General features: G+C 60.7%; 5 protein-coding genes and 3 pseudogenes. 6 read left to right on the forward strand and 2 right to left on the reverse strand.

Going from position 1 to position 11,992, the window contains the following annotated elements; all coding sequences use genetic code 11:
* Positions 1 to 14: 14 nt before the first annotated feature.
* The 6 genes and pseudogenes from queA to uvrA all read left to right on the forward strand — a co-directional run bounded on the left by queA (position 15) and on the right by uvrA (position 9,282).
* Positions 15 to 1,085, forward strand: coding sequence for a tRNA preQ1(34) S-adenosylmethionine ribosyltransferase-isomerase QueA (gene queA / locus L0Z65_RS04995; RefSeq protein WP_405111332.1), 1,071 nt, complete (start codon positions 15 to 17; stop codon positions 1,083 to 1,085).
* Positions 1,086 to 1,334: 249 nt separating this feature from the next.
* Positions 1,335 to 2,609 carry an MFS transporter gene (locus L0Z65_RS05000; RefSeq protein WP_040169351.1) on the forward strand — a complete coding sequence of 425 codons (1,275 nt, stop codon included), beginning with the start codon at positions 1,335 to 1,337 and terminating at the stop codon, positions 2,607 to 2,609.
* Positions 2,610 to 2,746: 137 nt separating this feature from the next.
* Positions 2,747 to 3,325 carry a DUF924 family protein gene (locus L0Z65_RS05005; protein ID WP_405111335.1) on the forward strand — a complete coding sequence of 193 codons (579 nt, stop codon included), beginning with the start codon at positions 2,747 to 2,749 and terminating at the stop codon, positions 3,323 to 3,325.
* Between the two features lie 192 nt (positions 3,326 to 3,517).
* Positions 3,518 to 4,913, forward strand: a pseudogene (gene lpdA / locus L0Z65_RS05010) (dihydrolipoyl dehydrogenase).
* A gap of 129 nt (positions 4,914 to 5,042) precedes the next feature.
* Positions 5,043 to 6,295, forward strand: a pseudogene (locus tag L0Z65_RS05015) (MFS transporter).
* A 110-nt stretch (positions 6,296 to 6,405) separates the two neighbouring features.
* Entirely contained in the window at positions 6,406 to 9,282 is a 2,877-nt protein-coding gene (gene uvrA / locus L0Z65_RS05020; RefSeq protein ID WP_405111338.1) for an excinuclease ABC subunit UvrA, read from the forward strand.
* 785 nt (positions 9,283 to 10,067) lie between these two features.
* On the opposite strand, the pseudogene mmsB reads toward uvrA, so the two are convergent.
* Both mmsB and L0Z65_RS05030 read right to left on the reverse strand, forming a co-directional pair.
* A pseudogene (gene mmsB / locus L0Z65_RS05025) lies at positions 10,068 to 10,945 on the reverse strand (3-hydroxyisobutyrate dehydrogenase).
* A complete protein-coding gene (locus tag L0Z65_RS05030; RefSeq protein WP_405111341.1) occupies positions 10,942 to 11,988 on the reverse strand; it encodes an enoyl-CoA hydratase/isomerase family protein in 1,047 nt (348 codons plus the stop codon). The pseudogene mmsB and the gene L0Z65_RS05030 overlap by 4 nt, the downstream one beginning before the upstream one ends.
* Positions 11,989 to 11,992: the final 4 nt, after the last annotated feature.

Here is an 11,992-nt window from a genome sequence, read left to right on the forward strand (position 1 = left end):
CTATATCGCAGCTTATGAAACTCAGTGATTTTGACTTCGATCTTCCCGATGACCGCATTGCCACCCGTCCGGCGGTGCCGCGCAGTTCCGCGCGGCTGCTGGTGGCGGAGGGCGACCGTATCAGTGATGCCCGCGTGGCCAATCTGGGCCAGTGGCTGCGGCCCGGCGACCGGCTGGTGCTGAATGACACCAAGGTGATCCCCGCAAGGCTCAGCGGGCTGCGCCACCGCGACACCGCACAGGGGCCGATGGCCGCCAAGGTGGAGGTGACGCTGCTGGATCCGGGTGCAGATGGCAGCTGGGCGGCGCTGTTGAAGCCGCTGAAGAAGGTCAAGCTGGGCGAGGAGATCATTTTCTCCGATGCGCTGAGCGCGACATTGGAGCGGATTGAGGATGGGCAGGGGCATCTGTCGTTCAATCTGAGTGGAACCGATTTTGATGCCGCTCTGGCGGAGGCTGGCGCAATGCCGCTGCCGCCTTATATCGCGGCCAAACGGCCCGCAGATGAGCAGGATAAAACCGATTATCAGACGGTCTGGGCGCGCAACTCCGGCGCAGTGGCGGCCCCGACGGCATCCCTGCATTTTGACGACGCGCTGTTGGCGGAATTGCAGGCCAAGGGTGTCGAGATCAGCTATGTGACGCTGCATGTGGGCGCAGGGACCTTCCTGCCGGTGAAGGTGGAGGATGTGACCACCCACCGGATGCATGCCGAATGGGGCCGCGTCAGCGCCGAGGCGGCGGCGGAGATTGCCGCGACCAAGGCGGCAGGCGGGCGGGTGATCCCGGTTGGCACCACGGCGCTGCGTCTGATCGAAAGTGCGGCACAATCGGGTGCGATCCAGCCTTGGGAGGGGGATACGGATATCTTTATCTATCCCGGCTTCACCTTCCATGTGGCCGACGCGCTGATGACGAATTTCCACCTGCCGAAGTCGACGCTGCTGATGTTGGTATCGGCGCTGATGGGGCAGGATCGGATCCGGGCAATTTATGAGCATGCCCTGGCAGAGGAATACCGGTTCTTTTCCTACGGCGATGCGTCGCTTTTGATCCCGCCGATGGCGGAGTTGTCGCAGACCTGAGGCGCAATTTCAGCAAGAAGTGATTTCAACCGGTCTGACCTCTGGTCGGGCCGGGAACTGTCGTCACCGGGTCTGCCATCTGCACGCCCGGTTTTTGGGGTCGCGTGGTCGTCAAACTGCTATGAGATCCGGTCCATAACGGCGCGCGGCAATCGCGACGCCGATATTCATTTAAACAAGACCCCGGCGCGGGGCCGGAGCCGGATTGGCGCGCTCCGGAACAGACAAGCGAAGTAGGAGAGACGGGCAATGTGGCAGGTGCTGTCTAGCGCATGGGCGCTGCTGTTGGGCATGGGAATGCTGATGATCGGCAACGGTCTTCAGGGCACGCTCCTGGGTGTGCGCGGCGATATTGAGGGGTTCTCCACCCTTCAGATGTCCTTTGTCATGTCGGCCTATTTTGTTGGCTTCCTCGGGGGGTCGCGGCTGGCGCCGGAGATGATCCGCCGGGTGGGTCATGTGCGGGTCTTTGCGGCGCTGGCGTCGTTCATCTCCGCGGTGATGATCCTCTATCCTGCGGTCACCAACCCGGTGGCCTGGATGCTGGGCCGTGTGGTGATCGGCTTTTGCTTCTCCGGCGTGTATGTCACGGCCGAAAGCTGGCTTAACAACGCCTCCGACAATGCTAACCGGGGCAAGGCGCTGTCGCTCTATATGATCGTGCAGATGGTCGGCATTGTCAGCGCGCAGGCGCTGATGCTAGTGGGGGATCCGTCGGGCTATGAGACCTTCGTGATTGCCTCGGTGGTGGTTTCGGTGTCCTTCGCGCCGATTCTGCTGTCGATTTCGCCGACGCCTGCCTTTGACCGGACCAAGCCGATGTCGTTGCGCCAGCTGATGGATGCTTCGCCCCTGGGCTGTGTCGGCATGTTCTTGCTGGGCGGTGTGTTCTCGGCCCAGTTCGGCATGAGCGCGGTCTATGCCGCCTCTGCGGGGCTGAGCCTGACGCAGATCTCGATCTTTGTTGCGACCTTCTACGTGGGGGCCGTGGTGATGCAATATCCGCTGGGCTGGATGTCGGACCGGATGGATCGCCGGGTGCTGATCCTGTTTGGTGCGGCGGTTGCCGGGGCTGCGGCCATCGGTGCGATGATACTTGGGACGGACTTCAATTTCTTGCTGGTCGCGGCCTTCCTGATCGGTGGCATGACCAACCCGCTTTACTCACTGCTGATTGCCCATACCAATGACTACCTCGACTATGACGACATGCCGGCGGCCTCTGGCGGGCTGGTGTTCATCAACGGGCTGGGGGCCGTGGCCGGGCCGCTGATCACTGGCTGGATGATGGGCGACAGTGTGTTCGGCGCGCCGGGGTTCTTCCTGTTCATGGCGGTGCTGCTGCTGTTGCTGGCGGTCTATGCCGGTTATCGCACGACTCAGCGTCCCGCCATTCCGACCGAAGAGACCGGGATCATGTCACCGATGGCGCCAACCGGGTCGCCTGTTGTAGTTGAATTTGCCCAGGAATATGCAATCGAGACGGAAATCGAGGAGCAGGAAGCCGCCGCCGAAGCTGGGTGATTGCGCTAACTTGCGGGATTTGTGGTGAAATTTTCACGAAACTGTCGTGTATGACGCAAATCGTGACGCGCTTCCCCTTGTAAAATCTCTGCAAAAGCGTCTGAATTTCAGGACGGTATCTATGTGGAGGCAGACCTATGACAGGTCCTGAGGAGATCCTAGACTTCTGGCTCGTAAGCACGGGTGAGAAGGGCTGGTATATGCAGGATGACGCGCTGGATCAGGCGATCCGGCGCCGGTTCGAGACGACGTGGGAGGCCGCCTGCGAGGGCAAATGTGACCACTGGCGCAGCGGGCCGAAGGGGGTTCTGGCCTATATCATCCTGACCGACCAGTTCCCGCGCAATATGTTCCGGGGGGAGGCGCAGGCCTTTGCCACGGATACGTTGGCGCTGGCGGCGGCGAAATGTGCGATCAGCAAGTCCTGGGACATGAAGATCGACGAACCGCAGCGGCAGTTTTTCTACCTGCCGCTGATGCATTCGGAGAACCTGTGCGATCAGGAGCGCTGTGTGCGGCTGATGCTGGAGCGGATGCCGAAGAACGGTGCCTCCAACCTGCTGCATGCGCGGGCCCACCGCGAGGTGATCCGGCAGTTTGGTCGCTTCCCTTATCGCAATGAGGCGCTGTCGCGAAGCAGCACGGCACCGGAAATGGACTACGTCATGGCTGGCGGCTATGGCAGCACCATGCGCAGTTTGCAGGCCGCAGGCTGAGGCGGCTTGCCTTTCGGGCTTGCCTGAAACGCGTCCTGACCTGACACTGGTTTTGCGCCGCGCCCCAAGGATCGGGGTGCGGCGTTGCTGTTTCTTGCATGGCGGCTATGAGCCTGCACTGGATGATTGCAGTGCAGCGAGAAATAGTTTAACGGTGAACTAGTTTTTGATCCAGCTTGGCGAGGAACCACCATGGCCGCAGAAACCTATGACGTGATCGTAATCGGCGCAGGGCCGGGGGGCTATGTGGCTGCCATCCGTGCCGCTCAGCTGGGGCTGAAGACCTGTATTGTCGAGCGTGAACATATGGGCGGCATCTGCCTGAACTGGGGCTGTATCCCGACAAAGGCGCTGTTGCGGTCGTCGGAAGTGTTTCACCTGATGGAGCGGGCCAAGGATTTCGGCCTGAAGGCCGAGAATATCAGCTATGATCTGGACGCGGTGGTGAAACGCTCGCGCGGGGTGGCGAAACAGCTGTCCTCCGGCATTGGCCATCTGATGAAGAAGAACAAGATTGCCGTTGTCATGGGTGAGGCGACGCTCCCCGCCAAGGGCAAGGTATCTGTGAAGACCGAGAAGGGGACGCAGGAGCTGGCGGCGAAGAATATCGTGCTGGCCACCGGCGCCCGGGCGCGGGAATTGCCCGGACTTGAGGCGGACGGCGATCTGGTCTGGACCTATAAGCACGCGCTGGATCCGGTGCGGATGCCGAAGAAGTTGCTGGTGATCGGGTCGGGCGCCATCGGTATTGAATTTGCAAGTTTCTACAACACCTTGGGTGCTGATACGACTGTTGTCGAAGTCATGGACCGGGTGCTGCCGGTGGAAGATGCGGAGATTTCCGCCTTTGCCAAGAAGGCCTTTGTCAAACAGGGCATGAAGATCATGGAGAAAGCCATGGTCAAGCAGCTGGACCGCGGTAAGGGCAAAGTCACCGCCCATATTGAGGTCGGCGGCAAGGTCGAGAAACAGGAATTCGACACGGTGATTTCCGCCGTGGGCATCGTCGGCAATGTTGAGGGGCTGGGGCTGGAAGGTCTCGGCGTCAAAGTCGATCGCACCCATGTCGTCACGGATGAATTCTGCCGCACTGGCGTTGATGGGCTTTATGCGATTGGCGATATCGCCGGTGCGCCCTGGCTGGCGCACAAGGCCTCCCACGAGGGCGTCATGGTGGCGGAGCTGATCGCGGGCAAACACGCTCATGCTGTAAAGCCTGAGAGCATTGCCGAGCTGCACCTATTGCCAGCCGCAGGTCGCCTCCGTCGGCTACACCGAGGCGAAGGCCAAGGAACTGGGCTATGACATCAAGGTCGGGCGCTTCCCCTTCATCGGCAACGGCAAGGCGATTGCCCTGGGTGAGGCCGAAGGCATGGTGAAGACCATCTTTGACGCCAAAACAGGTGAACTCTTGGGCGCCCATATGGTGGGGGCCGAGGTGACCGAGATGATTCAGGGTTATGTGGTCGGCCGCCAGCTGGAAACCACCGAGGAAGACCTGATGAACACCGTCTTCCCGCATCCGACGCTGAGCGAAATGATGCATGAAAGCGTGTTGGATGCCTTTGATCGGGTGATCCATATGTAAGCAGATCTTCTGATCTGTCTGATTACGATCGTCAGGACGCCCGAGGCATCGCTTCGGGCGTTTTTACGTGCGGTTTTCGGGCTGAGGCGTTCAGCCCGTCTGGCGCTTCGCTGTCAGGCGGGGTATGTCCTGCGCTTCGGCCGGTCCTGGCGGATTTCCTGCGCAATGCGCGATTGCAATGAGGGCAGCCCCATGAACACACCCCATATCCATGAACCACAGACCCGCTGGGGTGTGGTGATGATCATCTGGGCCGCCGGTCTGGGCGCTGCGGCGCAATATGGCAAGATCGCGATCATCTTTGATCAGCTGGGCCTGCTGTATCCCGGGGCGGGGTCTTCGCTCAGCCTGGTGGTCACCATGGTTGGTGTGCTTGGCATTCTGCTGGGCGTGGTTGCGGGCGGGTTTGTCGCCTCCTTCGGGTATCGCCGCAGTCTTGTGTGGGCGCTGTGGATCGGGGCGGTGATGTCGGCGCTTCAGGCGCTGCATCTGCCCTATGGTCTGTTTCTGGCAACACGGCTGATCGAAGGCCTGTCGCATCTGGGGATCGTGGTGGCCGCCCCAACGCTGATCCCGCAGATCTGTAGCCCGCGCCATCGCGGCACCGCGCTGTCGATCTGGAGCACGTTCTTTGGCGTGTCCTTTGCGCTGCTGGTGTGGTTTGGCTTGCCGCTGGTCGCCGGGTTTGGGCTGTTGTCGCTGTTTGGCGCCCATGCGCTGATGATGGCAGGTCTGGCGCTGGTGCTGGGACGGGTGTTGAAGACGGTGCAGGTGCCCCCCCGTTTGCCGCTGGCCAAGTTGGCGGATCTGCCTAGGCACTGCATCTGGAGATCTACCGCTCCCCCGCGAAAGTGGCCCCAGCGGCGGGCTGGCTGTTCTACACCACCTGTTTTGTCGCCTTGCTGACGGTGCTGCCGCCGCATCTGGATGCGGCCACGCGCGTGGGTGTGATCAGCGCCATGCCACTGGTCAGTATCGCCACCTCTATGACATTGGGGGTCTGGCTGTTGCGGCGGATGGCGGCGGTGCGCGTGGTGCAGGCAGGCTTCCTGCTGGCAGCGGGCGGCGCAATCTGGCTGCTGCTGACGCCCGGTCTGCCGCTGGCTTGTATGGCGCTGGCGGTGGCCTTTGGGCTGGTGCAGGGGGCGAGCTTTGCCTCGGTGCCGCAGCTGAACGCAGAGGCGGCGGAGCAGGCGCAGTCCAATGGCGCCATGAGCCAGGCTGGCAACCTTGGCAATGCGGTCGGCACGCCGCTGATGGTGGCGGCAGTTGCCTATGGCGGCTACCACGGGATGATGACCATGGCGCTGATGCTGTTCGTCGGGGGCTTTGCCGTACATGCAATGCTGGCCCGCCGACGCGGGCAAACCGCAGCAATCTGAGCGTGTTCGCGCTCCGTTCTCATTTTTCTATTGGAGACTCGCGGCGCAGTCCCTATCTGTAGGGTCGAACACTGGCCGCAAGGGCGGCTGGCGTTGAATTTGGGGGCAGTATGGCTGAGTTGAAATCGATCGAAGTGCGCGGTGCGCGCGAGCACAATCTGAAAAACATCGACGTGGATATCCCGCGCGATCAGCTGGTGGTGATCACCGGCCTTTCCGGCTCGGGCAAATCCAGTCTCGCGTTTGACACCATCTATGCCGAGGGTCAGCGCCGCTATGTCGAGAGCCTGTCGGCCTATGCGCGTCAGTTCCTCGATATGATGGAAAAGCCGGATGTGGACCACATCAGCGGCCTGTCGCCTGCGATTTCGATTGAGCAGAAGACCACCTCGAAAAACCCGCGCTCCACCGTGGGTACGGTGACCGAGATTTACGACTATCTGCGGCTGCTGTTTGCCCGTGCTGGCACGCCCTATTCGTCGACCACCGGCCTGCCGATTGAGGCGCAGCAGGTGCAGGATATGGTCGACCGGATCATGACGCTGGAGGAGGGTACCCGTGGCTTCCTGCTGGCGCCGATCGTGCGCGACCGCAAGGGTGAGTACCGCAAGGAGTTTCTGGAGCTTCGCAAGCAGGGGTTCCAGCGGGTGAAGGTGGATGGCGAATTCTACGAGCTGGACGAGCCGCCGACATTGGACAAGAAATTCCGCCATGACATCGACGTGGTCGTTGACCGTCTGGTGGTGCGCGAGGGGTTGGAGACCCGGCTGGCCGACAGTCTGCGCACCGCGCTGGATCTGGCGGATGGGATCGCCATTCTGGAAACGGCCCCCCGCGCGGCGGAGGGCGAAGAGGCACCAGAACCTGAGCGGATCACCTTTTCCGAGAATTTTGCCTGCCCGGTCAGTGGCTTCACCATTCCTGAGATCGAACCGCGGCTGTTCTCCTTCAACGCGCCGTTTGGGGCCTGCCCGGATTGTGACGGGCTGGGGGTTGAGCTGTTCTTTGATGAGCGGCTTGTGGTGCCGGATCAGAGCCTGAAAATCTATGACGGAGCGCTGGCGCCCTGGCGCAAGGGGAAATCGCCTTATTTCCTGCAGACGATTGAGGCGATTGCCAAACATTATCAGTTCGACAAGAACACCAAATGGAAAGACCTGCCCAAGAAGGTGCAGCAGGTGTTCCTGCGTGGCTCTGGGGATGAGGAAATCAAATTCCGCTACGACGAGGGCGGCCGTGTCTATGAGGTGACCCGCGTCTTTGAAGGGGTGATCCCCAATATGGAACGGCGCTACCGCGAAACGGATTCCAGCTGGATCCGGGAGGAGTTCGAACGCTATCAGAACAACCGCCCCTGTGGCAGCTGTGACGGCTACCGCCTGCGCGAAGAGGCCTTGGCGGTGAAGATCGCAGGGCTGCATGTGGGGCAGGTGGTACAGATGTCGATCCGCGAGGCGCTGGCCTGGATCGAGGAGGTGCCAAACCACCTGTCGGCGCAAAAGCAGGAGATCGCCCGCGCCATTGTGAAGGAAATCCGCGAGCGTCTGGGCTTCCTCAACAATGTCGGTCTGGAGTATCTGACGCTGAGCCGCAATGCCGGGACCCTGTCTGGCGGTGAGAGCCAGCGGATCCGGCTGGCGTCTCAGATTGGCTCCGGCTTGACCGGCGTTCTCTATGTGCTGGATGAGCCGTCCATCGGGTTGCACCAGCGCGACAACGATCGCCTGCTGGAGACGCTGAAAAACCTGCGTGATCAGGGCAATACGGTCATTGTGGTGGAACACGACGAGGACGCGATCCGCGAGGCGGACTACGTCTTTGACATTGGGCCGGGGGCCGGGGTGCATGGCGGGCAGGTCGTCAGCCACGGCACGCCCGATGTGATTGCCGCTGATACCGGGTCGATCACCGGTCAGTATCTGTCAGGCAGCCGGGAAATCGCCATCCCTGCCGTGCGGCGCAATGGCAATGGCAAATCGGTGAAGGTGGTCAAGGCCACCGGCAACAACCTCAAGAATGTCACGGCGGAGTTCCCACTGGGCAAGTTCCTCTGTGTGTCCGGGGTGTCGGGCGGTGGCAAATCCACGCTGACCATTGAGACCCTGTTCAAAACCGCATCCATGCGCCTTAACGGCGCGCGTCAGACCCCGGCACCTTGCGAAACCATCAAAGGGCTGGAGCATCTTGACAAGGTGATCGACATCGATCAGCGGCCCATCGGTCGGACCCCCCGATCAAACCCGGCTACCTATACCGGCGCCTTTACCCCGATCCGTGAGTGGTTTGCCGGGCTGCCGGAGGCGAAGACACGGGGCTACAAACCGGGTCGGTTCTCCTTCAACGTGAAGGGGGGGCGCTGTGAGGCCTGTCAGGGTGATGGTGTCATCAAGATCGAGATGCACTTCCTGCCGGACGTCTACGTGGAATGTGAGACCTGCAAGGGCGCGCGCTACAATCGCGAGACGCTGGAAATCCAGTTCAAGGGCAAGTCGATTGCCGATGTACTGGATATGACGGTGGAAGATGCGCAGCAGTTTTTCCAGGCGGTGCCATCAATCCGGGACAAGATGGACGCGCTGATGCGGGTGGGCCTTGGCTATATCAAGGTGGGCCAGCAGGCGACCACCTTGTCTGGCGGTGAGGCGCAGCGGGTCAAACTGTCGAAGGAGCTGGCGAAACGGTCCACCGGGCGGACGCTCTATATTCTGGATGAACCGACGACCGGTCTGCATTTCGAGGACGTGCGCAAGCTATTGGAAGTGCTGCATGAATTGGTCGAGCAGGGCAACTCTGTTGTGGTGATCGAGCATAATCTCGATGTGATCAAAACCGCTGACTGGATCATTGATATTGGCCCGGAAGGCGGCGACGGCGGCGGTGAGATCGTGGCCGCTGGTACGCCAGAGGATGTGGCCGCAGCAAAGGGCAGCCATACCGGTCACTACCTCAAAGAAATCCTCGACGCCCGCAGTCTCGCGGCGGAGTGATCCGCGGCAGCGTTTGTGGTGTCCCGCGACAGGTCTGAGCCCAAAAACGAAGCGCCGCCGACATTCTGTCAGCGGCGCTTTCCACAGAGCTGGATTGGGACGGCGCGACACCCGTGGGGATGGGGGAGAGCCTGCAACCGAGGATGTGCAGGCGGCAGATGTCGCGAACCAAAGTCTTTAATCCAATTGGCGTGGAAGTCTTCTTTTCAGAAGCCAAACGAACCTGTGTAAATGCGACGAAATAGACGAAACCGGTGGGGGGATCAGTGTCGTTTCTTACGTATTCGCAAAGGATCGCTTCTGTTAATTGTTTCCTTTCCCATTCTATTTTCATTGTTAAGTACCACAGGGTATCGGCCTGATGCCAATTGACAGGTGGTGTCCGGATTGCTTCCAGAGGGAGGGGCCGTTTCTAGCCACATCGTCGGGGGTGATCAAATATGTCGTTGATCTAATGGTAGGTTGGCATATGGGTTTTCATGCGTCTAGGGAAAAGTTAACGCCGACGGTGGCGTAAAAATGAGAATTTTATATTTCCTAACGGCGACCTGTCAGGATTAGTGAATTATTAACGAATATTTCTCGATCTGATGCTGAGAGTTTCACGACGCTGCTATTTCGATCAGAGATGTGATTGAATTTAAGGAAAATCGAGAATTTAATAAAAATACGCCGCAGTCCGAAATGGAATGCGGCGTTGGTCGTTTTTACGAAAGCGCGCCGATCATCTGGATCACTGCGGCACCCCCGGTGTCAGTGGGCGGTGCCGCTGCGGTGATGCCGGATCAGTCGTGGCGGCTGCGCGCCTCAAAGCGGGGCAGCATGGCGCTGAAATCCTTGTCTGCACCGCCCTCGTCCTCGACAAACATGGAATAGAGCGCCTGCGCCAATGCCCCCATGGGGGTGTCCGCATCCGCACTATGGGCGGCTTGTTGCGCCAGACGCAGATCCTTCAACATCAGCTCGGCAGCAAAACCGGGCTGGTAGTCATTGTCAGCCGGGGACTGCGGCCCGACGCCGGGGGCGGGGCAATAGGCGTTCATCGACCAGCTGTAGCCGGAAGAGGTGGAGACCACATCGAACATCTTCTGCCGGTCGAGGCCCAGTTTGTCGGCCAGGGCAAAGGCCTCGCAGGTGCCGATCATGGTGATGCCGAGGATCATATTGTTGCAGATTTTCGCCGCCTGACCGGCGCCAAGCCTCACCACAATGGACGGCCTTCTGCCCCATGATGTCAAACAGCAGTTCCGCCGCTGCAAAGGCCGCAGCGGAGCCGCTCGACCATAAAGGTGAGCGTGCCACCTGAGGCGCCGCCAATACCGCCGGAGACCGGAGCATCGACAAACATCAGGTTGGCGGACCCTGCCTGATCAGCCACCGTGCGGGCGCTGTCGACATCAACGGTGGAGCAATCCACCAGCGTGGCGCCCGCACTCATGGCGGGGATGACGTCATCTGCGACCGCGCGCAGGATCTGGCCATTGGGCAGCATGGTAATCACCACCTCTGCGCCGGTCGCAGCCTCAGCGGCGGAGGCCGCCATGGTGACACCCTCGATCGAGACATTCGCCATGTCAAAGCCAGTGACAGTGTGGCCTGCCTTGGCCAGATTAGCCGCCATCGGGCCGCCCATATTGCCAAGACCGATAAATCCGATGTTCATGTGTTTTCCTCCTCAAACTGCAGCGTCTGGGTCGCCAGCGGCATCAGCATCTGGCTGACAGCGGTAGCAGGCACATCACGATCTGCATATTGCCATTTGGGCTGGCGGTCCTTGTCAATGATCTGGGCGCGGATGCCTTCCAGCAAGTCGCCCTTCTCCATCGCACGATGGGTGAAGCGGTATTCCAGTTCAAGCGCCTTGCGAATGCCCATGGTGCCGAGGCGGAGCCGGTGCAGCAGCTCGACGGTGCAGGCCATCGACAGAGGGGCGTTGCGCCGCAGGGTTTTCAGGGTCTCTTCGGCGAAGGCGCTGCTGTCCTGATCAAGTGTGGTTAGAATAGGGCCCAGCGTCTCCCCGGAGAAGCTGTGGTCGATGGTGTCGCGCAGCGCCTCCAGACGGCCTTCGGGTGCGATCTCTGCAGCGTCCACAAGCTGATCGGCGCGCCCGGATTGTTCCAGTTCGGCGATTAGCTCAGGCCAGCGGGCTTCGGGGATGTAGTGGTCCGCAAAGCCTGCATAAATCGCGTCCGCCGCAGACATCCGTGCCCCGGTGAGGCCAAGGTATTCCCCCAGCCGCCCCGGCGCCAGGGCCAGCATCAAGGTGCCGCCGACATCGGGGATAAGGCCAATACCAACCTCGGGCATGGCGATCTTCGTGCTGTCTCCGACGATGCGATGGGTGCCATGGCAGCCGAGACCAACACCGCCGCCCATGACAAACCCCTGAAGGAAGCTCACCACCGGTTTGGGGTATTCGAAGATCCGTGCATTCATACGGTATTCATCGCGCCAGAACCGGCGACCATAGTCATAATCGCCACTGGTGCCGGTCTGGTAGAGTTCGGCAATGTCACCGCCCGCACAGAAGGCTTTCTCGCCTTCGGCGTCCATCACTACCAGATCAACGGCGTCGTTATCAGCCCAGGCTTTCAGCGCGGCGTCAACGGCCATGCACATGTCATAGCTCAGCGCATTCAGCGCCTTGTTGCGGGTGAGGGTGATCCGCCCGGCGCGACCGGTGATGCGGATATCAATATCGCTCATGGCT

The organism is Phaeobacter sp. BS52, assembly GCF_045040595.1.
In the GTDB taxonomy this organism is placed as follows: domain Bacteria; phylum Pseudomonadota; class Alphaproteobacteria; order Rhodobacterales; family Rhodobacteraceae; genus Phaeobacter; species Phaeobacter piscinae.

Excerpts from the sequence above, each read along its gene's own strand:
- queA (WP_405111332.1), top strand. The coding sequence starts at position 15 with ATGAAACTCAGTGATTTTGACTTCGATCTTCCCGATGACCGCATTGCC.
- L0Z65_RS05000 (WP_040169351.1), top strand. The coding sequence starts at position 1,335 with ATGTGGCAGGTGCTGTCTAGCGCATGGGCGCTGCTGTTGGGCATGGGA.
- L0Z65_RS05030 (WP_405111341.1), bottom strand. The coding sequence starts at position 11,988 with ATGAGCGATATTGATATCCGCATCACCGGTCGCGCCGGGCGGATCACC.
- L0Z65_RS05005 (WP_405111335.1), top strand. The coding sequence starts at position 2,747 with ATGACAGGTCCTGAGGAGATCCTAGACTTCTGGCTCGTAAGCACGGGT.
- uvrA (WP_405111338.1), top strand. The coding sequence starts at position 6,406 with ATGGCTGAGTTGAAATCGATCGAAGTGCGCGGTGCGCGCGAGCACAAT.